The organism is Kribbella shirazensis (assembly GCF_011761605.1).
GTDB lineage: Bacteria > Actinomycetota > Actinomycetes > Propionibacteriales > Kribbellaceae > Kribbella > Kribbella shirazensis.
Genome location: NZ_JAASRO010000001.1, coordinates 2,578,558 through 2,602,625 on the forward strand (window position 1 = coordinate 2,578,558; position 24,068 = coordinate 2,602,625).

22 protein-coding genes and 1 pseudogene are annotated in these 24,068 nt (G+C 67.5%); 10 read left to right on the forward strand and 13 right to left on the reverse strand.

Annotated features, from left to right (window positions below; translation table 11 throughout):
- Nucleotides 1–7: 7 nt before the first annotated feature.
- On the forward strand, nt 8–589 hold the full coding sequence (locus tag BJY22_RS12660) for an adenylate kinase (protein WP_167206419.1): 582 nt from the start codon (nt 8–10) through the stop codon (nt 587–589).
- A gap of 5 nt (nt 590–594) precedes the next feature.
- Here the strand turns inward: BJY22_RS12660 and BJY22_RS12665 are convergent, their stop codons facing one another.
- Nucleotides 595–1,227, reverse strand: a complete 633-nt coding sequence (locus BJY22_RS12665; RefSeq protein WP_167206421.1) for a hemerythrin domain-containing protein — start codon at nt 1,225–1,227, stop codon at nt 595–597.
- A gap of 47 nt (nt 1,228–1,274) precedes the next feature.
- On the opposite strand from BJY22_RS12665, the gene BJY22_RS12670 reads away from it, so the two are divergent.
- On the forward strand, nt 1,275–2,333 hold the full coding sequence (locus tag BJY22_RS12670) for a lipoate-protein ligase LplAB (RefSeq protein WP_337758583.1): 1,059 nt from the start codon (nt 1,275–1,277) through the stop codon (nt 2,331–2,333).
- Here BJY22_RS12670 and BJY22_RS12675 read toward each other — a convergent pair.
- On the reverse strand, nt 2,317–3,141 hold the full coding sequence (locus BJY22_RS12675) for a PhzF family phenazine biosynthesis protein (RefSeq protein ID WP_167206423.1): 825 nt from the start codon (nt 3,139–3,141) through the stop codon (nt 2,317–2,319). The two genes, BJY22_RS12670 and BJY22_RS12675, sit on opposite strands and share 17 nt — an antisense overlap.
- Nucleotides 3,142–3,211: 70 nt before the next feature.
- Between BJY22_RS12675 and BJY22_RS12680 the strand changes: the two genes are divergently transcribed.
- Complete coding sequence (locus BJY22_RS12680; protein ID WP_167206425.1) at nt 3,212–3,595, forward strand: VOC family protein; 384 nt, start codon at nt 3,212–3,214, stop codon at nt 3,593–3,595.
- Between the two features lie 44 nt (nt 3,596–3,639).
- Here the strand turns inward: BJY22_RS12680 and BJY22_RS12685 are convergent, their stop codons facing one another.
- From BJY22_RS12685 to BJY22_RS12700, 4 genes are all read right to left on the reverse strand, one after another.
- A complete protein-coding gene (locus tag BJY22_RS12685; protein WP_167206427.1) occupies nt 3,640–4,296 on the reverse strand; it encodes a DUF1707 SHOCT-like domain-containing protein in 657 nt (218 codons plus the stop codon).
- A complete protein-coding gene (locus tag BJY22_RS12690; RefSeq protein ID WP_167206428.1) occupies nt 4,293–5,000 on the reverse strand; it encodes a PadR family transcriptional regulator in 708 nt (235 codons plus the stop codon). Before BJY22_RS12690 ends, BJY22_RS12685 begins: the two co-directional genes overlap by 4 nt.
- 75 nt (nt 5,001–5,075) lie before the next feature.
- Nucleotides 5,076–5,795, reverse strand: coding sequence for an LmeA family phospholipid-binding protein (locus tag BJY22_RS12695; RefSeq protein WP_167206430.1), 720 nt, complete (start codon nt 5,793–5,795; stop codon nt 5,076–5,078).
- A gap of 96 nt (nt 5,796–5,891) precedes the next feature.
- Nucleotides 5,892–6,806, reverse strand: a complete 915-nt coding sequence (locus tag BJY22_RS12700) for an NAD-dependent epimerase/dehydratase family protein (protein WP_167206432.1) — start codon at nt 6,804–6,806, stop codon at nt 5,892–5,894.
- Nucleotides 6,807–6,882: 76 nt separating this feature from the next.
- Here BJY22_RS12700 and BJY22_RS12705 point away from each other — a divergent pair, with 76 nt between their 5' ends.
- Entirely contained in the window at nt 6,883–7,566 is a 684-nt protein-coding gene (locus BJY22_RS12705; RefSeq protein ID WP_167206434.1) for a TetR/AcrR family transcriptional regulator, read from the forward strand.
- A 42-nt stretch (nt 7,567–7,608) separates the two neighbouring features.
- On the opposite strand, the gene BJY22_RS12710 is transcribed toward BJY22_RS12705, so the two are convergent.
- The 3 genes from BJY22_RS12710 to BJY22_RS12720 form a co-directional block, all read right to left on the reverse strand.
- A complete protein-coding gene (locus BJY22_RS12710) occupies nt 7,609–8,907 on the reverse strand; it encodes a S8 family peptidase (protein ID WP_167206436.1) in 1,299 nt (432 codons plus the stop codon).
- A 105-nt stretch (nt 8,908–9,012) separates the two neighbouring features.
- On the reverse strand, nt 9,013–11,769 hold the full coding sequence (locus BJY22_RS12715; protein WP_167206438.1) for a glycosyltransferase: 2,757 nt from the start codon (nt 11,767–11,769) through the stop codon (nt 9,013–9,015).
- A gap of 284 nt (nt 11,770–12,053) precedes the next feature.
- Nucleotides 12,054–12,587, reverse strand: a complete 534-nt coding sequence (locus tag BJY22_RS12720) for a hypothetical protein (RefSeq protein WP_167206440.1) — start codon at nt 12,585–12,587, stop codon at nt 12,054–12,056.
- Between the two features lie 257 nt (nt 12,588–12,844).
- Here BJY22_RS12720 and BJY22_RS12725 point away from each other — a divergent pair, with 257 nt between their 5' ends.
- From BJY22_RS12725 to BJY22_RS12740, 4 genes are all read left to right on the forward strand, one after another.
- Nucleotides 12,845–13,480 carry an RNA polymerase sigma factor gene (locus BJY22_RS12725; RefSeq protein ID WP_337758586.1) on the forward strand — a complete coding sequence of 212 codons (636 nt, stop codon included), beginning with the start codon at nt 12,845–12,847 and terminating at the stop codon, nt 13,478–13,480.
- Nucleotides 13,477–14,352 carry a hypothetical protein gene (locus tag BJY22_RS12730; RefSeq protein WP_167206442.1) on the forward strand — a complete coding sequence of 292 codons (876 nt, stop codon included), beginning with the start codon at nt 13,477–13,479 and terminating at the stop codon, nt 14,350–14,352. The genes BJY22_RS12725 and BJY22_RS12730 overlap by 4 nt, the downstream gene beginning before the upstream one ends.
- 757 nt (nt 14,353–15,109) lie before the next feature.
- Nucleotides 15,110–15,673: a hypothetical protein gene (locus tag BJY22_RS12735; RefSeq protein ID WP_167206444.1), complete on the forward strand. Its 564-nt coding sequence runs from the start codon at nt 15,110–15,112 to the stop codon at nt 15,671–15,673.
- Entirely contained in the window at nt 15,660–17,888 is a 2,229-nt protein-coding gene (locus tag BJY22_RS12740) for a hypothetical protein (protein ID WP_238350351.1), read from the forward strand. Before BJY22_RS12735 ends, BJY22_RS12740 begins: the two co-directional genes overlap by 14 nt.
- Before the next feature lie 86 nt (nt 17,889–17,974).
- Here the strand turns inward: BJY22_RS12740 and BJY22_RS12745 are convergent, their stop codons facing one another.
- The 3 genes from BJY22_RS12745 to istA (BJY22_RS12755) all read right to left on the reverse strand — a co-directional run bounded on the left by BJY22_RS12745 (nt 17,975) and on the right by istA (BJY22_RS12755) (nt 20,708).
- Entirely contained in the window at nt 17,975–18,451 is a 477-nt protein-coding gene (locus tag BJY22_RS12745; RefSeq protein WP_167206448.1) for a DUF4231 domain-containing protein, read from the reverse strand.
- Between the two features lie 137 nt (nt 18,452–18,588).
- Nucleotides 18,589–19,413: an IS21-like element helper ATPase IstB gene (gene istB / locus BJY22_RS12750; protein WP_167206450.1), complete on the reverse strand. Its 825-nt coding sequence runs from the start codon at nt 19,411–19,413 to the stop codon at nt 18,589–18,591.
- Nucleotides 19,413–20,708: an IS21 family transposase gene (gene istA / locus BJY22_RS12755; RefSeq protein WP_337758587.1), complete on the reverse strand. Its 1,296-nt coding sequence runs from the start codon at nt 20,706–20,708 to the stop codon at nt 19,413–19,415. The genes istB (BJY22_RS12750) and istA (BJY22_RS12755) overlap by 1 nt, the downstream gene beginning before the upstream one ends.
- Before the next feature lie 837 nt (nt 20,709–21,545).
- On the opposite strand from istA (BJY22_RS12755), the gene istA (BJY22_RS12760) reads away from it, so the two are divergent.
- On the forward strand, nt 21,546–22,778 hold the full coding sequence (istA, locus tag BJY22_RS12760) for an IS21 family transposase (RefSeq protein WP_167206452.1): 1,233 nt from the start codon (nt 21,546–21,548) through the stop codon (nt 22,776–22,778).
- Nucleotides 22,778–23,596: an IS21-like element helper ATPase IstB gene (istB, locus tag BJY22_RS12765; protein ID WP_167206454.1), complete on the forward strand. Its 819-nt coding sequence runs from the start codon at nt 22,778–22,780 to the stop codon at nt 23,594–23,596. Before istA (BJY22_RS12760) ends, istB (BJY22_RS12765) begins: the two co-directional genes overlap by 1 nt.
- Before the next feature lie 15 nt (nt 23,597–23,611).
- Here the strand turns inward: istB (BJY22_RS12765) and BJY22_RS12770 are convergent.
- Nucleotides 23,612–23,932, reverse strand: a pseudogene (locus BJY22_RS12770) (flavoprotein); the annotation flags it as partial.
- Nucleotides 23,933–24,068 lie beyond the last annotated feature (136 nt).

The following is a 24,068-nucleotide window of genomic DNA, read 5'->3' on the forward strand; positions in this document are numbered from 1 at the left end:
GGGTGCCGTGACCACTGTCTTGCTGATGGGGCCGCCCGGAGCGGGCAAGGGGACACACGCGGGTCACCTGGCCGGACATCTTGGTGTGCCCGTCATCTCGACCGGTGACCTGTTCCGCCGCAACATCGCGGAAGGTACCGAGCTCGGCCGGACGGCGCAGCGCTACCTCGACGCGGGGGAGTACGTGCCGGACGAGGTCACGAACGACATGGTCCGCGACCGGCTCACGGCGGCCGACGCCCGTCCGGGCTTCGTCCTGGACGGGTACCCGCGCACCCTCGACCAGGCCGGCGTCCTGGACGAGATCCTCGCCGCGCAAGGACGTTCGCTGGATGCCGCGCTGGTCCTCCAGGTCGAGGCCGACGCCCTCGTCGCCCGCCTGCTCCGGCGCGCCGAGATCGAGCACCGCACCGACGACACCGAGGACGTCATCCGCCGCCGCTTCGAGATCTACCACGAGCAGACGGCCCCGCTGATCCACTTCTACGCCGGCCGCGGCATCCACCACGAAGTCGACGCGTCCGCCGACATCGACACCGTCCGCAGCCACGTCCGCCAGGTCGCCGTACAGCTCAAGCCGGCTGCCTGACCCGTTCAGGTGCGCCAGACCGGGGCGACCGATTTGCGGTAGGGGCGGCCGAAGAGGCCGAGGACTACGGTGATGACGGGTTTGGGGACGGTGCTGGTGACGGCGGCGGACTCCTCGGGGCTGGCGCCGTCGAGGGCCCAGGCGAAGAAGGTGCCGCCTTCGACCGGGCCTACCTTCGCGAACTCGCGGCCCATCTGCTTCAGTTCGGGTGAGCCGATGTTCGCCTGGTAGACGGGCTCGATCTCCGCCTCCTCGTGCTCGAGGTGCTGCACGGTGACCCGTTGCAGTTCCTGCATCGCAGCGCGTGCGGCGGCCGCGTCCTCCGCGCTCGCGGTGCCTCGGAGCGTGCCCATCGCCGTCCGGGCCGAGGCCAGTGTGTCCGCCATCGTGTCGTGTTCGGCGTCCAGTTGCGTGAGCAGCTCGCGACTCACGCCGAGCTTCTGCAACGCCGGCCAGGCGATCTCGTGCTCGCCCTCGTGGTGCCGGCTGAGCTGGTTGTCGAAGTTCTGCCAGGCCGTGCCCAACTGCGCGGCCCGCGTGCGGTCCCCGGCCGGGAACCGTTCCAGCGCGTCGAGGAATCGACCCAGATCCCGCCGTACTGCGGCATGGATCGCCTTGTTCATGCTCATCTCCGCCATGGCCCTCAAGCATGCGACGGGGAACAACCGTTGGCCAGAGCAAGTTGATGGTGAATATGCATGGTGAGTACAAGGTCCCGGGTGGGAAGCTCGTCGTCGCCGATCTCGACGTGGTCGATCAGCATGTGCGGAACGCGCAGATCTCCGGGGACTTCTTCCTGGAACCGGACGACGCGCTGGAGCGGATCAACGGGGCCCTGGCGGGGTTGCCGGTCGACACGGCCGCGGCGCAGATCGCCGCGCGGGTGCGGGGCGCGCTGGGCGACGGCGTCGAGATGCTCGGGTTCTCGCCCGAGGCGGTCGCGGTCGCCGTCCGGCGGGCGCTGACCGGTGCGACCGGCTGGCGCGACCACGAGTGGCAGTTCGTGCACGACGTACCGCGGGACCCCGCGCTGCAGATGGCGCTCGACGAAGTGCTGGCCGAGCAGGTCGGGTCGGGGGAGCGCCCGCCGACGTTGCGGGTCTGGGAATGGGCGTCCAACGCGGTCATCATCGGCAGCTTCCAGTCCGTGCGCAACGAGGTCGACCTGGACGGCGCGGCCCGGCACGACGTGACCGTCGTACGGCGGATCAGCGGCGGCGGCGCGATGTTCGTGGAGCCGGGTAACACGATCACGTACTCGCTGTACGTTCCGGAGTCGCTCGTGTCCGGGCTGTCGTTCGTCGAGTCGTACGCGTTCCTCGACGACTGGGTCATTGGTGCGCTCAACGATCTCGGCATCGCGGCGACGTACCAGCCGATCAACGACATCACCTCGCCGGCGGGCAAGATCGCGGGTGCCGCGCAGAAGCGGTTCGCGGGCGGCGCCGTCCTGCACCACGTGACGATGGCCTACGACATGGACGCCGGCAAGATGCTCGAGGTCCTGCGGATCGGCCGGGAGAAGCTGTCCGACAAAGGTACGACGAGCGCGAACAAGCGCGTCGACCCGCTACGCAGCCAGACCGGTCTCGAGCGCGCCGACGTGATCGAGCGGATGGCCGGCACGTTCCGGAGCCGCTACGGCCTGTCCGACGGCGCGATCTCCGCGGACACCGTCGCGGCCGCCGAGGAGCGGGTCGCCGCGAAGTTCGGCACCGAGGAGTGGCTCACGCGGGTGCCGTGATCGGTACGGCGTTGCCGCTCACCCGCACGCGCTGGTCGCCGGGCCGCAGTTCGACCGTGATCAGGCTGGGCCGGCCGAGGTCGTCGCCCTGATGGAGCGTGACCGTGGGCTGCTCGAGCCCGAGCTCACGGAGGTACGCGCCGAACGCGGCCGCGGCGGCACCGGTCGCCGGATCCTCGACCACGCCGCCTACCGGGAACGGATCGCGTACGTGGAAGACGGTCGGCGATTCCTGCCAGACGAGCTGCAGCGTGGTGAGGTCGCGGTCGAGCATGTACGCGAGCAGGCCGTCGAAGTCGTAGTCCAGGTCGGCCAGTCGTTGCCGGGTCGCCGTACTCAGGACGAGATGCCGCGCCCCGGCGTACGCGATCCTCGGCGGCATGGCCGGGTTCAGGTCCTCGGGTGACCACCTGAGGATGCCGAGTACGTCGGTGATGTCGCCGGCATCCTCGACGGACGGCTCGACGCTCGTCAGTGTGGCGCGCAGGTCCGCGTCGACCGTGACCGGTACGAGCCCGGCGGGCGTCGAGAAGACGATCTCGCCGGGACCGTTCCGCTCCGCCAGCGCGACGGCGGTGGCGACCGTCGCATGCCCGCAGAACGGGACCTCCGCCTTGGGGGAGAAGTAGCGCACCGGTTGTACGCCGCTCGCGGCCTCGGTCAGGAACGCGGTTTCGGAGTACCCGACCTCGGCGGCGATCGCCTGCATGGCCTGGTCGTCGAGGCCGCGGGCGTCGAGCACCACACCGGCAGGGTTACCGCCGGCGGGGTCGGACGTGAAGGCGGCGTAGCGCAGTACGGTCGTCATCCCCTCATCCAATCACCGCGTCCAGGCGTACCTGCGGGCGACGGTAGATGGCAGCGCCCACAATTGGGGTATGGAGATCGGGTACGTCATCTTGTACGTCGGGGAGCTGGAGGTTTCGGTCGGGTTCTACCGGGATGTGGTGGGGCTGGCGTACAAGTTCACGGATGCGGGATATGCGGAGTTCGACGCGGGTGGGGTGCGGTTCGCGTTGTACGAGCGGCGGCGGGCCGAGTGGTTGACCGGGCGGGCGGTGACGCCGGGCGCGGGTGGGGAAGTGGTGGTGATGGTGGAGGACGTCGACGCGTGCGCCGAGCGGCTGGTCGCGGCCGGAGTACCGCTGCTGAGCGGGCCGGCGGACCGTCCGTGGGGACATCGGACGGTCCATGTCGCCGACCCGGACGGGTTCGTCGTCGAGTTCGCGACGGAGATCCCGCGGGCCCGTCAACGGCGGTAGTTCCAGCGTGGTACTTCCGTGGCGGTACTTCCGACCCGGTAGTTTCAGCGGTGGAAGCGGGGTCCGTGGTGGCGGCCCATGCCGCTGAGCAGGACGATCCAGAACAGGCCCCAGAGCAGCCACGGCGCGGTGAGCGCGATCGAGCTGACCACGAGGCCGATCATCAGGAACGGCGCGATCATCAGGAACGGCGGCGGCGGACCGGCCCGGCGTACGCCGACCGGAGCGCTGGGCTGCGCGACCTGCACCTCCGCGGCCGCCGGCAAGTCGTCGAACAACGGCTCGATGTCGTCCGAGTACCGCGCCCGCGTGACCTGCTCGCTCCGCTCCTCGAACTCACCCTGGGTCAGCCGCCCGGCCACGAAGTGCTCACTCAGCAGCGAGACAGCCCGATCCCGCTCGGCATCCCCGATCCGCACCCGCTTCCGAGGTACGTCGTTCCGCCCCGACGATGCCGCACTGTCGCTGCGGCCCGCACTGTCCTGCTTGCGGTCCCGTGGAGTGTTCGGGCCGGCCTCGCCCCAGTTGCCGCCCCAGCTCTCGCGACCGGCCGAGCCTCGTTGGTCGGCGGAGCCGTTGTACCAGCCCCGCCCGTTCCAGTCCGACCCGTTCCAGGCCGGCCCGTTCCAGCCCGCTCGGTCCCAGGCCTGGCGGGCGCGACGGCGTGCGTTGTCCCGGTGTGCGTGGTCGGGCGAGCTCATGAACGGTCCCGCTCGGTGCCGTCGTCCTGCTCGTCGTCCTCCGCGAGGATGCCGTACAGCCTGCGCCGCAGATCCGCGACCGCGTCCCGGGCCTTCGCCTGCTGCTCCGGCGTACCGCTCGCGAGGATCTGCCACATCGCCGTCGCCACCTGCCCGAACAGCGGCTTGAACCCGTTCTCGTCCTCACCCGGCGGCGCGCTCATCGCCTCCCACGGCGCGGACACCTCGTCCTGGTGCTCATCGACGTACGTCCGGCCCTCGTCGGTCAGCCGGAACGTCCGCCGCCCGACCTCCGCGTCCGCGGTCACCAGCCCTTCGTCCTCGAGCTGCTGCAGCGTCGGGTAGATCGATCCCGGGCTCGGCTTCCAGACCCCGCCGCTGCGCTCGGCGATCTCCTGGATGATCCCGTAGCCGTTCATCGGCTGCTCCGCGAGGACGGCGAGGATCGCCGCCCGTACGTCGCCGCGCCGGGCCTTCGGGCCGCGCCATCGCGGCGGCGGCGGACCCCACGGCGGACCGAACATCTGCCCGCCGAACATCCCCCACTGCGGCCCGAAGTGCTGCTGGTGCCCCCGGTGCCCGCGGCGCCCGGTCATCGCCGCGCGCAACTCGTCCTTGAAGTCCTCGATGCTTCCACACTGCCGCTCGAACTGGCGCACGAACTCCTGCCAAGGCCAGCCCGCGGCGAACGCCGATCCGGTCATGTCGACCACCGTCCCTCACGAAAAGTGCTTGCGATAGTTCGACGATATATCGCGAACCATCGCAACCCAAGGGACTCAGGCGTCGAACTTGAGGTCCTTCACCGCCGCGGTCAGCGCCACGGAGTTGTCCACCACGCTGATCCCGGTGAGCTGCGCGCCGAACGGCAGCTCCGGGACCGTGATGCCGCGCGCGAGCTGACTCTTCACCGCGTTCCGGACGTACGACGGGATCGAGCTGGACAACTCACCGAGCGCGAGCACGACCCGGCCCTCCATGACCCGCGGCGTGATCGGTACGTCGATGTCGATGCCCCGCACCGAGACCTTCGCCCGCAGCGCACCGTCGACGATCGCCAGCGACAGCCCTTCGAGCCCGGTGCTCTTCGCGGCGAGCCGCCCGAGCTCGCGCGGTGACAACTGCAGCCGCAGGTCCGTCGTCGCGATGCTCACCGCACCGGACTGCTGGGTCAGCAGCGATCGCGGCACGTGGACGTCGCGCAGGTCGACCTTCAGGTCCTCACCCGGAATCCCGGAGAACGTCGGATCGTCCATCGTCAGCGTGACCTTGGAGAAGTTCTCGTTGACCAGCTGGGGCAGGAACCCGAAGCCGCCGATCTTCACCGAGGTGCTGCTCGCGCGGACGTCGTACTGCGCGGCCTCCTTCTCGGCCATCGACGCGAGCTGGTTCTCGGCGACGTACGCCGCGGCCCGGTCGACGACGACCGCGAGGACCGCCAGCACCACCAACGTGACGATCAGGCGGCGCAATCCCCGGCCTCGACCTCTGGAACTCATGACTGCCCTTCTCCCGTCGACGCGCCCAGCTTAGGGCGTGTCAACCACCCGGCGCCCGGTGGTGAGACTCGCGCGGGCGCCGTCCGGTTCGGGGCTCTACCGGCGCAGTCCGCCGACCGACTCGCGCAGCGCGTCCTCGACCGGCGCCGGTTTGATGCCGAAGGCAACGGTTGCCGCGGAGGAGTCGAGCACGAACGGCCGCCGCCACTGGTACTGCGTCTCGATCAGTTCGCGGGCGAGCGGATTGAACAGGCCGGCCAGGCGCAGGGCGATCAAGGGCATCGAGGCGACCCGCGCGGGCGGTGCGCCGGCCAGCTCGGCGGCGCGGGCGGCCAGGGCCCGGACGGACACCGGCTCCGACGTCGGCACGTGCCACGCGCGACCCCACGCGCTCTCGTCGTTCGCGACCGCGATCAACGTGCGGGCGACGTCGCCGACGTACGTCCAGCTGTGCGGGGCGTCCAGATCCGCCGGCATGGAGCCGCGCTTCCCGGCGACCACCTTGGGCAGCACCATCAAGCTGAACGACGTGACCGCGCCGGCGCCGAGGTAGTCCGAGCCGCGCACTTCCGCGGTCCGGATCCGCCCGGCGCGGTGCGCTTCGAGCGCGTCGGTCCACAGCTTCGCCCGGACCTGTCCCTTGACGGAGTTGGGCCGGAGCGGGGCGTCCTCGGTCATCGGCCCGTCGACCGCGCCGTACCCGTAGAGGTTGCCGGTCGTCACCAGGACCGCGCCACTGGTCTCGGCCGCCCGGATCAGCGCCGCCCCGAGCGGAGGCCATTCTGTGCTCCACCGGTCGTACGGCGGTCCGGCGCACGAGTAGATCGCGGCCGCGCCCTCGACGTACCGCTCGAGGGTGCCCGGAGCGCTCGCATCCGCGGCGACCCGCTCGACACCGTCGGGTCCGCTGCCGGAACGGGTGATCACGCGGACGTGCTCGCCGCGCTCGACGAGCAACCGGGCGGTGGCCGATCCCACCGGGCCGGATCCGACGACGACCTGTAGAGCCATGAGCTGGAGACCTTTCGTAGAGAACAGTGTTCTCGAATGAGTTCACTGTACTCCGACCTGTGTCAGACTGGAACACATGTCCGCACCGTCGCTCCGCGCCCGGGTCCGCTCGGAGATGAGCCAGGAGATCAAGGCCGTCGCCCGCCGGCACCTCGCGACCGACGGCGCGCACCTCTCCTTGCGTGCGGTCGCCCGCGACCTGGACATCGTCGCCTCGGCGCTCTACCGGTACTTCCCGAGCCGCGACGCGCTCCTCACCGCGTTGATCGTCGACGCGTACGACGATCTCGCGGCCGCGGCCGCCGCGGCGGAGTCCGCCGTACCGCGCGACGATCTCCGCGGCCGCTGGGTCGCCGTCTGCCAGGGCGTCCGCGACTGGGCCCTCGCCCACCCGGCCGAATACGGCCTGATCTACGGCAGCCCTGTCCCCGGGTACGCCGCGCCGCAGGACACCGTCGAGCCGGCGACCAAGGTGATCCTGCTCCTCGCCGCGATCGTCACCGACGCCGGCGACCGCCTCCGTCCACCGCCGTCGCCGCTGACCGAGCCGCTTCGCGACGACCTCCACCGCCTCGTCGCCGGCCGTGGCGGCACCCTCCCGGAGGAGCAGCTCGACCGCGTGCTGGTCGCGTGGACCCACCTGTACGGCGTCCTCAGCTTCGAGGTCTTCGGACGCCTGAACATCATGATCGAAGCCCGCGCCGACTACTTCGACCACCACATGCACCTGATGGCCGATCTCGCCGGCCTCCCCAGGTAACAGTGGGGCGGGGGATGCCCCGCCCCACCGCATACTTCGACGTCAGGACGTGGCCGCCAAGGCGTTCACCATGCCGGCGCCGAAGAAGGTCGTGCTCGACGGTCCACCTGTGCAGCGGCGGACGTCATCGGCCGGCCAGACGGCCGGGCACGCCATCGGCGTCGCGCTGCGGCGAAGCTCCGCAGCGACAGCGCCCGGGCTCCAGTTGGGATGGAGCTCCCGAATCAGCGCCGCCACGCCTGCCGCATGTGGCGATGCCATGGACGTCCCGCTGATCCACACCCAGCGGGCACCGTTCGCGTCCTCGACCGCGCGCCCGGCAGCTGCGAGTGCTTCCCACTGACCGGTTTCGTCGGTGCTCGACCATCCGGCGAGGATCCGGCCGTACGTCGTACCAGGAGTCTGCGCCGCGTCGCCACCAGGTGCTGTGACGTCGACTGTCGGACCACCGGTGTTGGAGTAGCCGGCCAGTGTGGTCACGCCGGAAGCAGATACCGCAATGACACCGGGGAGTTCAGCGGGGGCGACGCGGCAGTTGTTGTGCACCACACGTTCCACAGCTGAGTCCGGCGGCCAGTCCGGGCTGATGACGTCCGTCGTCGGGTGCCCGAGGTCCTGCGCCTCGTTGCCGGCTGCGGCCACGATCACGACGCCGCGCTGCTGTGCGTACCGCGCACTGCTCTGCAGGTCGTGGAGGATCGCCCGCTGGTTGGCGTCGTTGCCGCAGAAGTAGAGCCACGGGTCGGCGAACAGGCTCAGGTTGACCACGTCGAGGCGCTGGTCACCGGCGTACCGGAGCGCCGCGGCGACCGAGTCGGCGAAGCAGTAGCCCACGATCGTGCAGGCCTTGATGGCCACGACCGTGGCATCAGGCGCCACCCCGGCGATTCCGACGCCGTTCAGGCGGCCGGCGATCGTGGTGGCGACATGTGTCCCGTGGCCTTGCAGATCCTGTACGGCGGCCTTGTTGGCGCAGTTGCCTCCTGCGACCTCCTGCGGGTCGGCCGTCGGCGTCGTCGAGAAGATGAACGAACACGACCGCGCGACGTCGAGGTTGCCGACGAGATCGGGATGGGTCAGGTCGACCCCGCTGTCGATCACTCCGACCTCGACGCCGTCCCCGGTGGCGTTGGCGTACGACGCCGCTCCGACCCCGATGGCACGCATGTCCCACTGGCAGGCGGACAGCGGCTCAGGTCCGGCCGCGACGCCGAAGAAGGCAGCGCAGTTGGCGGACGCCGTCGCCGGGCTCAGCGCGCCGGGTGTGGCGGCCATCGCCGGCGTGAGCAATCCCAGCATCAGCCCGATCACAGCTCCCCCGAGCAGCACGAACTTCCTCATCCGATTCCCCTTCCCCCAGGGTGGCGCCTGCGCCCTCGTGAGGAGCCCGGTGCGCCACCCGATCAATGCCTCATCTTCGGCCCACCGGGGGAGTGGCGCAACGACTCAGCGAGAGCTCTTCGCCGCGGCTCGTCTGGAGGCGCGCCAGTTCGTTTCCGGAAGCTCGGGTGGGCCGGGGAGGAGTTTGCGGACGGTGGTGGCGCCGGATGCATAGGCGGCGGCGGGGAGTTTCTGCTCCAGGATGTCGGCGTACACCGATCGGATGACCTCGGCCTGGGCGGCCCAGGAGAAGCGGTGCAGTAGCTCGGGGTCGGCGGCGATGCGCTTCGCGATGCGGTCACGGTCGGCGAGGACCGTCAAGACCGCTTGGACCAGTCCGTCCACGTCGCCCGCGGTGTAGACGGCGCCGAGGTCGAGTTCGTTCACCAGGTCGGCCTGTGCCGGGGTGTCGCTGGTGATGATGGGCAGGCCCGCGGCGATGTACTCGCAGAACTTGTTGGTCACGGCGATGTCGTGGTTGGGCGCGTGCAGCAGCGGGCTGAGGCCGATGCTGGCCGAGCGCAGGTACAACGGCACGACCTCGGCGGCGACGAACGGTGCGAGGTGCACGCGGTCGCTCACGCCGAGTTCGGCGGCGCGGGCCTGCAACTCCGCGGTGACGGAGTTCGGCCGGGCGACGATCGCGAGGTGGACGTCGGGCAGTTGGGGGAGTGCCTCGACGGCTGTCCCGACGCCACGGGCGCGGTTGACGCCTCCGCCGTACACCAGGAGTGGGATGCCCTCGGACAGCTGCAGCAGGTCGCGTAGTCCCTTGACGTCGGCGTCCTCGGGCGGCTCGACCGGCGCGTTGAGGACGACGGCGGGCAGGCCGGCCAGCTTGTGGTCGCGCTGCAGCCAGTGCGCGAGCGGCTCCGACACCGTGATGACGCGGTCGGCGTCGCGGATGAACTCGCGTTCGAGATCGCTGTACGCCGCGACCCGGCGCGGGGCCACCACCGGCACACCCGGGATGTACTCGTGGGCGTCGTAGATGATCTTGATCGTGCGTCCGTCCAGGGCTGCCCGGTGCGCCGCGCGGGCCGCGATGCCGAGCATGAACACGTCGTGGACGTGGATGACCTCGATCAGCAGGCGGTCGAGCAGCGGGCCCAGCGTCAGCTCCTGGTCCACCACCTCGGGCATCACCCGCCGCCAGCGGCCCGACGGCAGGCGCCGGTGCAGGGCGAGCAGCAACTGGCGCCGCCTGCCGATGCCCAGGTCGGTGAGATCGACGTCGGGCTTGGGCCGCCGGACGAAGTACGCACGAGCCTGAAGGACGGCGCGGTGCAGCCGCAACGTCCGCCAACGCGCCGCTCGCCGTACCCGGTCGACGACGGACCGCCGTACGCCGGATTCTGCGCCGATACGTTCGCGATCACGATGGTCGCGGCCGCGTTCGGCGCGCAGTTCGCGGCTCGCGTACTGCCAGCGGCTGTAGGCCAGCAGGTACTCGGCCTCGGTGCTGAAGAACAGCTTGAAGTTGACCTTGAGACTGGCCTTGACGTTCGCGACTCGCTTGCGCCAGCCCGTCAGCAGCACCTTCGACGGGATGGGCGGGCACATCACCTGCACCTTGCCGAACTGGCGCACACCTCTGAGCCTGCGTCCGGGAAGACCGATGCAGGTGACGTCGAGATCCCAGTTCGCCACCGTCTGCGCGTACTTGAGCACGCGGGAGTCGCTGACGATGTCGTTACCGGCCATCATGACGACCTTGGGCCGGATCCACGACGGACGCCAGCCGGCCGGCACCGGCTTCGGCTCCTCCACGAACGGCGCCAGCGCGTCGGCCGACCAGCGGCCGTCGTGCACCTGCTCGACGAAGGCCGGCCCGCGCGCGGCGGTCTCGCGAGCCTTCTCCGGGTGCGCGATCAGATCGAGCACGACCTGCTCGACGGTATCGGGGGTCGCACCAACGATCGGCAGCTCGAGCCCGGTGTCTGCGGTCACACGGTCGCGGACATGCTGAGCGATGTGGCCGACCACGACCCGGCCCGCCGCCATGGCCTCGCACGCGGCGACCCCGTAGCTGCCGACGCGGAACTGGTCGAGGACGATATCGGCGTCGCGGTACACGGCCGGCATGTCCGCCGGGTCGACGCCCTCGACCCGGCGATAGGTGATGAGACCGCGCTCGGCCAGGCGCTCCATGATCGGGTCGATGAGCTCGGAGCCCTTCATCGCCGACTTGCTGGGCGCGTGGGCCACCACGGGCTTGTCGTGCTCGAGCACCGGGGCGTTGCTGCGCCAGGTGTCGACGTCGACGATCACCGGGCACCAGACGGCGTTGGGGACGTAGTCGAGGAGGTCGGGCGTGGAGACGTACACCGGGCCTGGGTACGACGTGAACAGCTCGACGGCGCGGGTGGCGTTGCGTTCGAGCAGCTCGACGTGTTCGTCCTCGATGTCGGGGAACGGCGACCACGGTTCGATCTCGACGTGCCGGCTGGGGATGCGGACGTCCGAGCCGTGCGCGATGAGCCCGACGTGCAGACCCTTGTGGAGCAGCGGCCGGATCTCGTACGACCCGTCCGGCCCGTACAGCGGGCCGAAGAGCGACCGGGACGCCTCGATCAGCACGTGCGTGTAGTTGCCCACGACATGGTTGTAGAAGTTCACCCGCCACCGGGGATTGCGCCGGTACGTGCGCGCCGGGACCCCGTAGTCGACCGGGTAGTCGAGAACCCCCTTGGAGAACGCGAACGAGGTCGCCTTCACCCCCGGCGCCCGCTCCTCGAGCGCGCGCGCCCACCGCGTCCCCTGCCCCGCAAAGTTGGCCGGCCCCACAAGCAGCCGCACCGACGCGTCAAGCCGCGCCGGCATCCCGTCCCGCGCAACCGCACTCTCCCCAGACGCAGCCAGCCCATCTCGGCGCTCGTGCGCATTCCGCTTCACGGTATTGACCCCCAGGCCCTGAACCCTCGCCCCACCCGCCCCCGCGAAGGAAGCAGGCCTCACCCCATCTGCACCACTCGATGCCCGGCCCGCAGAAAAGGTTCCCGAACCCCCATCCGAGAACCCCAACACCCCGCGCCCCACCCACCGAGTTGCGCACTATACCGGATCGCTCAACTACCCGAAGGTTATCCAACTGCGGCAGCCGCTCATCAGCCGCCTATCGCTTGGCCTCCGCGACTACCGCGTTCCTGGCGGATCTCGTCGAGCATCTGCTGGGTGAACGGGTCGTCCTTGGCCCACTCGTCCACGCTGAACGGTTTGCTGCCCGGCGTCGGTGCCGAGTCGTAGCTGCGGACCGTCGGGTCGTCGATCACGCCCGGCGGCGGCTCGTCGTCGCCGCGCAGAGTGCGGTACTGCTGGGTCGACATCACCACCAGCACCGGTTCCGCATCGCTGCCCACGAGCACCGGAGGACCGAAGGCTCCGCGTCGCATCGCCTCGACCATCTCCGGCAACTGCCGGCCGAGCACCTCGGGAGCGACCACAGCCCGGTACCTGCCGAGGCTGTCCTCACCGCGCAGATCGTCGTACTGGTCGTAGCTAGCGATAACCGCCTCCGGCACACCACCGTCCCCAAAGGCGAACGCATGCGTCTCACCGCGCACGATCCGCTCGACCACGCCGACGACGCTTTCAGCGACGTCGGCAACAGACGGCAGGTCGGAGGACGGCGACGCGGACATGTCCCCATCGTAAGTGTCCGCCAGGGCCGCACCGCTGCTGATTTCCACAGGTGAGCGAGGCAGTGCCCCGGCAGGATTCCAACCTGCGACGCACGGTCTAGGTGCTGTGGATGCGGAGATACGCGAGAACTGGTCTGATCGCCATGGATGCTGGCTCACCTGCGTGGCACAAGTTGTCAGGTGGGGAACCTGCCCGCTCCCTCAGACACTACCCAGATGCAAGTCATTCGGGTTCGCTACGAGATGGGAGCACAGATGTGCCGCAACATGACAGGTATCAGCCCGTGATGGTCCTACCAGCAGGGCGCGATGATCTGGCTGTGGCGAAGTGCAGTGACCGGAACTTGTGGGAGCGAGCCTCGGAGGGTGACTCGGCGGCGTTCGGTCAGCTCTACGATCGGCATTCCCGGGCGATCTACAACTTTCTGCACCGCCGGACCGGATCATGGAGTGACGCCGAGGACTTGACCTCGGCAGTGTTCCTGCACGCCTGGCGACGACGTACCGAGGTCGTTCTCGACCGCGACTCTGCTTTGCCCTGGCTGTACCGCGTCGCGGAGTACACAGCGCGCAACGATTGGCGTTCCAAGGCCCGGTATCGCCGGGCGATCGCGGCCGCCAACGTGCTGAGCGAGCACGTGCGTGACCACGCCGACGAGGTGGTCAATCGAGTCGCCGACGATGAGCAGGTTCGCATCGCCCGGGAGGCGCTGACGCTGCTGCCGAAGCACGAACGCGAGATCGTCGAACTCTGCATCTGGGCAGGCCTCGACCAGCAGGCGGCCGCCATCGCCCTGGACGTCCCGATCGGCACGGTCAAATCCCGTCTGTCCCGAGCCCGTAAGCATCTACGAGAGCTCGATCTCATTTCTTCACTGGAGGCTCAGGCATGAACACCAGGCTCACTCCGCCGCCGGAGGGTGACCTTCGCCCGGCGACTCGCAACCGGCAGCGCGACGAGTTGATCGCAATCGTCGATCACGAGTTTGCTCAGGCCACACCTCGTCGACGGTTTGTCCCGCTCGCTGCGGCTGCGGCAGTCGTCGCACTCGCCGCCGGCCTTGCGATCGGACTGCCGGCCTTGGGCGGCGACGACGCTCAGCCAGCGGTGTCCGGACCGGGCGCCACTCCCGTAAGACCAGCCGTCGAGCCACTGACCGAAGCCGAGCAGCGTGCATACGTCCAGGAATGCCACGGTCCTGACAAGGGGATTCCCAAGGGGGCCGATCGAAAGTACACGATCAAGGACGGGTTCAAGTGGGTGAACCCTCCCGCTGACGCCGCCACAATCGCCTGGGTCGTTCTCGACTACGGCGGGAAGCACATTGCTTGTGGCATCGACGCCAAAGGGAAACACAAGGACTTGGCCTGGGGCATCAGGGGCGACACCGAAATGGCCGTGGTCAACCTGAAAGACACAGGCGTCGGAACCTACACGAAGGGCGTGGCTCGTATCACGATCGCAAGCGGCTCCGGACCGGAGACCGAGGCAGTGCTGCGGAACGGGTTCTTCTTCGCGCCGATGAAATACGTGGACACTGTCGAGCGGCCCAAGCCCGATTCGGCGCCGAGGGAAACCATTCGGGCCTACGATGCCGCCGGCAAGGTCGTTTACGAGTCCGCAAAGACGTATCGGGAACAGCAGGCGCGGCTTGACGCCTGCTACACCAATCCTGAAGGCACGAAGGTCGTCTCGGTCTTCGGCGGCCGCAAGGGAACGCCTCCGGTCAACCAGTGCCGACGCGGGGTTGCCTGGAACTGGTGAGGACTGGCTGCCGGAACGCCGTCGCCGCCACAGAGTGGCAACTCACTCCGTGGCGGCGACCTGTGCTCTGCTCGGGTATCGACGCGCCGGAGCGCAGCCTGGTGCAAGTGCTGGACCTCGCCGGGCCGCAGCGCCACCGCACCCCATGACGCTGCGAATCTCATGAGCATGTGCCCCAAACACGCCTGGGCGCTGGAGTCAACGATCGGCGGACTGCATCGCTGCGGTCAGTGGCTGTGCCCCGGCAGGATTCGAACCTGCGACGCACGGTTTAGGAAACCGACGCGCTCGGTTGACATGCGCCACGCTGAGCGCTTTGAGACGTCCCGAGTTCGCCGGCTTTCGACTCCAGGTTGCTTAGTTCGACTCGTGTTCGTTCCCCTGCTGTTCCCCGCTGAAGTGCATCCACAGTAGGCCGTCCGGCCCGCCACAGTCGCGGGCGTGGGCTACTGGATCTCGGTAGCGGCGGTCAGCACCGGCGAGCATCGTGCAGACGGTAAGGGAGGTGGCTCGCTCCAGCGCGATGCTCCTGCGGCGACGACTTCGGAGCCCCATACGCCCCCGGCGACTCCTCCAAAGCGGGATCTCGAGAGGACTCGAACGAGAACGAAACGTGCAGGCAGCAACACATAGAGTGATGACATCCAGCTGCGGGGGCGGTTGAACCCACCAGCTGCGCGAGTTCGGTATCTTGCTCACGGCGCTGCTGCCACCGGAACGCCAGCGCTAGGGCGGCCTGCTGGAAGACGGGACTTGGATGCCAACTGGACCGAAAGGCTTCATACTGCGTCCGGGCGCACCGGTTGCTGAGTTCGTCCTGTTTCTGTCCTCGGGGAATGATCTCCTTCCTCAGCGTGACCTCTTCGATGCGCTGGTCAGGGCGGTGGATGAGCAGTTCCGCATCCGCCGGGATCAGGATCGACCCTTCGTTCTCAGGACTGATCGCTGGGAGCAGGATGCGCCGCTGAAGACTCCTGGCGATCCGAATGCGGAGTTCGTGCGGCGTGCTCAGGCGGCCCACGCAACCGTCGTGCTGCTGTGGGGCAAGATCCGGCGAGGAACCCGAGCCGAGATTGAAGGAGTGCTTGAACAAGACGATGTTCAGCTATCTGTGATCTGGATGCGGGAGTCGAAGTCGATTGGGAACAGAACAGACCTGGCGCGGTTCCTAAAGCGCAATCAGGACAAGTTCATGTACCTCGAAACAGGCCCGCCAGGAAGCGAGGATGCTACGTGCGCGATGGTGACGGTCATCGCGGCCGCGTTAGCAGACATAACGCACAGCGGTCGCAGGCAGGAGTTGTTCAATGAGTCGCGCTGAATTGCCAGATGAGGACATCTACCGGGCCTGTATCACCTGGAACGTCCCGGCGGTTGCGGATTCGGAACGGGAGGACGTCCGGCTGTTCCTCGCCGCGATCCGGCTCAACGCTGGGGCGCTCGATCCAAGTCGAGAAGAGGCTGTTCCAGCGCGGATGTCTCCACTCCGTCGGGCAGCCGAGGGATTGAGGTCAGAGCTCGGGGGCGACGAGGCGACAGCGAAGCAGCATTACAAAATGGTCGCTAGGCACGCCGGCGTCCGCGGGCTTTTGGGGCTTCTCATGCTCGCATGGATGGCGGACGCTACGGCTGCGGACTTTAGGCGCGTCGAGTTCAGGTTGAATCAGCTTGAGGGTCGCGGAGTCAGAGATCTAGTAGCAAGGTGTCACTGCAAGCTCGCGACCTGGGCGACTGACCACGGCTGGCTCGAGGTGGCGACGCACCACTACGACGAGGCGCACAGGCACGCTGGTGGTGAGTTGCGCCGGGTCCTGGATGGTGTCGGCAACTGGTTTGGACGAACGCAATCCTTCACGCTTGGGTCACGCAAAGATTCCGATATGACCCGCTTTCCTTGGATTATGGATCGGGCAGATAACGCGGCGCGCCGTGAAATTGATGATCAGTTTAAGAGGTCTTTTCGCAGTCCTTGGACTCGAACAATTACACTTGGTGGCGCAAGCGCAGTGGAAGGGGTTGATATCCAATCGGCAGAACTGCAAGCGAGTTGGGCCGGTGCTGTTTGGTTGATGCCAGCCATTCACAGGCTTCATGCAGCTCTCATCCTCGGAAACAGTCGAACACCAGTTGATGTGGCGCGAGGTATCGGTCTTTGGGTGAGGGGAGGCGGATCGCAAATTGGAAATCTTATCGACTCGAGCGAGGCGTACCTCACTAAAGAATCAGTCGCTGACCTGCTGACTGTTCAACTGCGCGGAGGCCGCAACGTCTTCGGCAGGGAACGATGGCTTGAAGCATGCCAGACTTTGTGGGATGAGATGCCTGATGAGCTAGTTGACTCCCTGCTGGCAAACAGCCGCTTGCCATCGATTGCGACTGGCTACGGTTTAGAAGCTACCGAACTATACTTGCATGCAGCATTGTTAAATCGGTCGCCGGCCATGCTAGAGCGATCGCTGGATTCGGATGATGCTTCGATCGCCCTGCTTGCTCGCTGTCTGAGCCCGTCCCTGGTAGAAGCTCTGCCACTGCGTGTCATTGGGAGGATGCTTAGCGCGGTAGTAACGACTGCAAGCGGGCCGCATGAGGATTGGAAATCGCGAGGCTGGAGTGTGCTTCCGCGCCTATGGCGAGCCGCAGGTAACGAGCAAGATCTTCGGGATCGGCTTTTGGCGCTGATGCCCCATGGGTCTGTTCCAGAGGCTGCTGTTAGCGTGCCCGAGTTCGTTCCGAACTCACTTATTGACTCGTCATTGCAGGCCGCGATCGAAAGGATCTATCAGGACATCGCAGACGCGGACCGCGGCAGATATGCTGGCCACGCGAGTCAGCCAGCCTGGAATGTGGCTCGCCTGCTTTTCGCGACTGAGCGGCATGACTCGACTGCAATCGCGGCCCTTGTTGAGATGGCGAGCAGTGGGCGGGTACTGGCAGAGCAGAGGCTTGCGTCCTTGAATGCGCTGCGGCTCTTGGCGGAGCATGGTTTGCTTGACGCGGCTGACGTTGAGGGCGCTCTCAGTGCGCGCAAGATCGCGTCGTTCATGACTGATGATCTGAGCGCGGATCAGCGACTTGATGACATCTCGAGGATCGCTCTTCGCGCACGATTCGGACCCGTTTTCGACCTTGACGCAGAGCTGCTCGCTGCGTCCCGCGATCCTGATACCCGAGTTCGGAAGCTGGCGGTGGACAGCATCAGCTGGCTATCTCGCCAGGCGTTCGCCTCCGCCGCCCGAGATGCGGCATTGCTCGGTGCACTGTACGACCCGCACCCGCGCGTTCAGGCAGCCGCACTCCCTGCGCTCTGGCGGGGGGACTTCGCTAGCGAGTCAGTGCGACGCGTCGCTCACGGCCGAGTTGAAGAACTTTGGCCCGAGGCGCACCGAGACTTGCGACTGGCGGTGGCGCGGGAGATTTCGCGGACCGACTCCGTTAGAGGCGATCAGGATGCGAAGCTGCAGGAGTTCGCTCAGGTCGACCGTTCCTGGCTCGTCAGAGAGTATGCAAAGGGGAGCGGGAGCGCATTTGGCGATTGACGCTGGTGACCTGGGTGGGACCGCCACTTGGACAGAGTCTGTCCGAGAAACGCGGGACTACACCGCAGTGACAGTTACTCCATTGATCAGTCATTCGCAGGCCGTGCTGCAAGGCTGGGACCAGCCTTGGGTTCCATCGAGACCGTGCGAAGCCATGTTCCCATCTCTTCCTGCTCGATTCGAGTTACTGCAGCAACGAGCAATTGGGCCCGTTTTGCGCGATCGTCATACGGCGGGGCGCCGACGTGAAATGAGCGGCGCTCTGCTTCCACCGCTTCCCTTGCCTGACTGTAGCGCAGGTAGTTTTCATGCCAGTGAAATGTTGAGCGCAGACCGACGAGGATGAACACCACCGCACCTATGAGAGATGGCAGTAGTGCGCCTCCTCTATTCGCGAGCCCAGAAACTGGTATTGCCGCGGATGTGAGCACAAGGAGTACCTGGGTCCACTTGTGAGACTGCCTCGAACGTATCGCGTGGGACCTGTACCACTTGTAAGAACCGTCGGCGACCTTCAGCGCATACTGATCAGCGGATCCTTCGGCAACTTCGCCATTTGTCACAGTCGTACCCCCACTTCTCTCAATCCTTCACCCGGTCCGCTGACTGGCTGGGTCAGCCTCCGGCCCGGGACCTATGTCAACGACGGTTGAAAACGGACCCCTTTGCGGCGGTTGAAAGTGAACCCCCTTGCTGGTTGTCATGGTTGGTCGTCGGTCGGTGTGGGGATCCGGCCGAGGTTGTGGTTCTTGAGGCGGTAGGAGTCGCCTTTGAGGGCGATGACGTCGGCGTGGTGGACGAGCCGGTCGATCATGGCGGCGGCGACGGTGTCGTCTCCGAAGACTTCGCCCCAGCGGCCGAACTCTTTGTTGCTGGTCACGATCAGGGATGCTCGTTCGTAGCGTGACGAGACGAGTTGGAAGAAGAGGTTCGCGGCTTCGTGTTCGAAGGGGATGTAGCCGACTTCGTCGATGACGAGTAGTGGGTAGCGGCCTAGGCGGCGGAGTTCGTCTTGGAGCCGGCCCGCGGTGTGGGTTTCGGCGAGCCGGTCGACCCATTCGGCGGCGGTGGCGAACAGGACGCGGTGGCCGGCTTGGCAGGCGCGGATGGCGATGCCGGTGGCGAGGTGAGTCTTGCCGGTGCCGGGTGGTCCGAGGAACACCACGTTCTCCTTGCCGGCGATGAAGTCGAGTGTGCCGAGGTGGGCGATGACGTCGCGTTTGAGTCCGCGGGCGTGGTCGAAGTCGAACTCCTCGAGGCTCTTGCGGGCGGGGAATCTAGCGGCCCGGATCCGGCCCTCGCCGCCGTGGGACTCACGGGCTGAGACTTCGCGTTGCAGACATGCGGCCAGGAACTCCTCATGCGTCCATGACTCGGCCCTGGCTCGTTCGGCCAGTCGTGGGACGGCTTCGCGCAGGGTTGGTGCCTTCAACGCCCTGGTCAGGAACGCCAGTTCACCACTCAGGTCTCGTTCGGTCTTGACGACCGTGCCGGGCTTGCCGGGCGAGCTCGCGCGGGTTGCCATCACGCCACCTCTCCGCCGGCGCGATCCCCGGCCTGCCCGGCGTGCCCGGCCTGCCCGGCCGGGTGGGTCAGGCCGAACACGGTGTCGTAGACCGACAAGTCTCGGCGTTCCACCACGACCTCAGCCCCGGTCGCTCGGCTGGTGGCGTGGTCTCTGCCCGCTGTGGCGTAGTGGGCAAGACGCTTCGCGGTCTCTCGATGGGCAGGGTCGGTGATGGTCTGGTGCCTGGCCCAGCACCGCTGGTGCCTGCCCACGACCGTGCCGCTGCAGGTGATGGTGACCGTGGTGAGGTCCGCGTTGACGTCGACGAACCGGCCGACCACGACGGGATCGACGGAATAGTCGTTGGACGCGATCCGCACGTAGTAGTCCCGCGGCAGCCGGACCCGGGCCGACCATCCGATCGACGGAGCCGTCGGCGGCATCGCCAGCATCGCCGCCCGGTCAGTGGCCCACCGTGCCGTCGGCGCGCAGCCGATCCGCCGTGAGTGCCGGGCGTTGGCCAGCACCAGCCAGTCGGTCAGCTGGGCGTTGAAGTCGCGGTGCCCGATGAACGTCCGCCCGGGCAGGAACGAGGTCTCGAAGTAGCCGTTGTTCCGCTCAACCAGCCCCTTGGCCTCCGGGTCGCGGGGCCGACACAGATGCACCCCGATGCCCAGGCTGCCGCGGAACGTTTCGAACTCGTCCGTCAGTGTCGGCTTGCCGCGCCGCCAACACCCCACCGCGGACTCGTTGTCCCAGACCAGCTCGCGCGGCACCGCGCCGATATTCTGCAGCAGCTGCCAGTGCCCCGCGATCAGGTCCGGTGCCTGCCGCGACGCGATCATCAACGCCCACCGCATCCGCGAGTAGCCAGACGTCATCACCAGCACCGGCGGTGATCCTGCCTGGCCAGCTCCCAGCGGCACCCGGGCCGGCGGGAACCACAGATCGCACTGCACCCGATGCCCCGCGTCATATTCCGTCCGGGACGCCGGATCCGACGGCAGATAGTACGGCCGCAGCACCCGGACCCGGTCCTTGAGCACCGTCAACCCATGCTGCCAGCCGATCCGCTCCGCGATCACCGTGGCCGGCATCGTCGGGGTCTCCTTCAACAACTGCCTGATCTGAGGTTCGACCCCATCAACCCTCGAACCCCTCGAGACCCGGACATACTTCGGCGCCGTGTCTCGCGCCAGCGCACGACGAACAGCATTCCGCGAGATCCCCAGCTCACGCGCGATCGCCTTGATCGCCTTGCCCTCCGACCTGTACAACCGACGGATCTCAGCCCAGTCCTCCACTGTCATCACCCTTCACAGGGTCACGCACGGGGTTCACTTTCAACCGTCGCGAGAGGGTCAGTCTTCACCCGTCGTCGACAACCTAGCACCTTAATACGGAGACGAGATCCCGTCCCTCAGGCGACGAGTCTGATCCCGTACAGTCTGCAGGTCTCTGAACTAACCACGTCAGCCGCGGCCGGCCTATGGGTACCGCAAGTAGACCCACCGTTCTCTGATCGCAGGGAGGACTGGGTAGCCAGTCCTGAACACCTGAACCTCGCCAGGCCGTCACGCGGTTGAGACGGCTGGCCGGGTTAGCGAGTAGAGGAGTCGATCGAGCGGCCCCAGCCCACAGATCCTGCGCGCAGTTGGCCAGGGTAGCGTCGTCATGCCGTTCGTGCGCGGACGCAAAGCGCCATCCGGGTCGGCCGATTCGATCTCCCGTCCGGGGGCGATCAGACCAGATTCTGGCCGTGCAGCCCACGATCTTGCAGTTCTGCGGTCGGCGCTCGGCCTGTAAGTCCCGAGCAGCCGTCGAGGTGGGAGCGACCCGAGCATCGATCCGACCGGTCCATGCGAAGCTCGAAATCCGGGCGGACTATGCCGGCGGGCGTTTTGACACGGCTTCCTCGATCGCGTCCCGGATCGCAGGCCAAGGGATCTGCTTATTCGGGGCGCTTCGGGGCGTGTGGAGAGGCCAGACGTCTTCGCCGTACACCAAACGAACTCCTGCACGAGTCAGTGCCGCAAGATGGCTCTCCCATGCGGGTTGACCAGCGTGTGCCGCGTTTTTTCGTGGATGTCGGCGGCGCTCGAAAACTGGACACTTTCGGCGGTGAAAAGTGAGCACTCGACGATTGGAGTGTGATCACTTTGGAGGACTGGGCGCTGATCAGGAGGTTGGCTGCTGAGGGGGTGCCGAAGGCGCGGATCGCTGAGCGTTTGGGGATCTCGCGGACGACGGTGATCAAGGCGGTGAACTCGGATTGCCCGCCGCGGTATGTGCGCAGGCCTGGGCCGACGTCGTTCACGGCGTTCGAGCCGGCGGTGCGGGCGCTGCTGGCCGAGGTTCCGGACATGCCGGCGACGGTGCTGGCCGAGCGGGTGGGCTGGACTGGGTCGATCCGGTGGTTCCGCGAGAACGTGAAACGGCTGCGGCCCGAGCATCGTCCGGTCGACCCATCGGACCGGTTGGTCTGGTTGCCGGGCGATGCCGCGCAGTGTGATCTGTGGTTCCCGCCGCGCAAGATCCCGCTCGAGGACGGCACCGCGAAGCTGTTGCCGGTGCTGGTGATCACTGCCGCGCACTCGCGGTTCAGCACCGGCCGGATGATCCCGACCCGTAAGACCGAAGACTTGCTGTTGGGCACGTGGGAGCTGATCCAGCAGCTCGGACGGGTCCCACGGCGGCTGCTCTGGGACAACGAGCCTGGCATCGGCCGTGGCCAGCGCAGGGCCGAGGGTGTGGCGTCGTTCATGGGCACGTTGGCCACCAAGTTGGTGCTGCTGCCGCCGAGGGACCCGGAGTCCAAGGGGGTGGTCGAGCGCCGCAACGGCTGGTTCGAGACCTCGTTCATGCCCGGCCGCAGGTTCACCTCGCCGGCGGACTTCAACGACCAGTTCACCGACTGGCTGACACAGGCGAACGCGCGGGTGGTGCGCACCATCAAGGCCGCGCCGGCCGACCTGGTCGACGTCGACCGGGCGGCGATGCTGGCGTTGCCGCCGATCCCGCTGCACCTGGGCTGGCGCAACAAGATCAGGCTGGGCCGCGACTACTACGTCCGCCTGGACACCAACGACTATTCCGTCGACCCCACCGTGATCGGCCGGATGGTCGACGTCGCAGCAGACCTCGACCGCGTGCGGGTCCGCTGCGAGGGCCGCGTCGTGGCCGAGCATGCCCGCGTCTGGGCCAGAGGAACCACCGTCACCGACCCGGTCCATGTCGAGACAGCCGCGTGGCTGCGCAAGCAGTTCCCGCAACCACGCACCGCCGCAGCTGCCGCAGCTGCCGCCGGTGATGATCTGGTCCGGGATCTCAGCGACTACGACCGCGCCTTCGGCCTGGTCAGCGATGACGAGGGGGCCAACTAATGGCGGCCACAAAGAGCACCGGGAAGACCCCCGCGAGCACCGACGCGGTCAAGCAGATCACCTACCTTGCCGGCGCACTGAAGGCACCCCGGATCACCGAGGCCGCCGCCAGGCTGGCCGACCAGGCCCGTGACGCCGGCTGGACCCATGAGGACTACCTCGCCGCGGTCCTCGAACGCGAAGTCAGCGCCCGCAACGCCTCCGGCGCCCGACTGCGGATCCGCGCCGCAGGCTTCCCAGCTCCCAAGACACTGGAGGACTTCGACTTCGACGCCCAACCAGCGGTCCGCCAGCAGATCGGAGCCCTGGCCTCCGGCGGCTTCCTCACCGAAGCCCGCAACGTCGTCCTGCTCGGGCCGCCGGGCACTGGGAAGACCCATCTGGCCACCGCGCTCGGAGTCGCGGCCGCCCGGCACGGGCACCGGGTGCTGTTCGCGACCGCGACCGACTGGGTCACCCGACTCACCGACGCCCACCGCGCCGGCAAGCTACCCCAAGAACTCACCCGGCTACGGCGCTACGGGCTGATCATCGTCGACGAGGTCGGCTACCTCCCGTTCGAGCAAGACGCCGCGAACCTGTTCTTCCAGCTCGTCTCATCCCGCTACGAACACGCCTCGCTCGTGCTGACCTCGAACCTGCCGTTCTCCGGCTGGGGCGGCGTCTCCGGAGACCAAGCCGTCGCCGCCGCGATGATCGACCGCATCGTCCACCACGCCGACGTCCTCACCCTCAAAGGCGCCAGCTACCGGCTCCGCGGACGCGGCATCGACAGCCTCCCCAGCATCCGCACCACCACCGACCAAACCGAGTCCTAGACTGCCCACAACCGCTCACTTTTCAAGCGCCGGAATCGACCAGCTTTGGAGCGCCGTCGACAGTGGAAAGACGACAGCTGGTGGCTGCCGCCCGCCGATCGCTTCGCAAACCTGGGTCAGAGCCTGGTTGTCGGCGATGCCGAGTGCGAGCTTGGCGACGAAGTTGGCGGTTGCGGGTACGACGGCGTAGCAATCAACGGGCGGGTGCGGACTCTGCTCGTGCGGGAGCCGAGGTTCGCTTCGTACGGGGTTCGACGTGACTGCCTCAATCTTGTCGCGCTCGCCGCTTGCTTCGAGCCAGACGGCTGCAGCTGGCGTCAATGTGACGGCAATTGCCCAGCCGTCCTCGCATGCGCTCGCTGTCGAGACTGCTCTGGAGCTTCGTTCACCGGCTAGCCCTCACCAACCTTCACCTCAGCCACACGCCAGCCCTGCGAGCGCAGCTCTTCGGCTACCTGGAGAAGCACGGTGG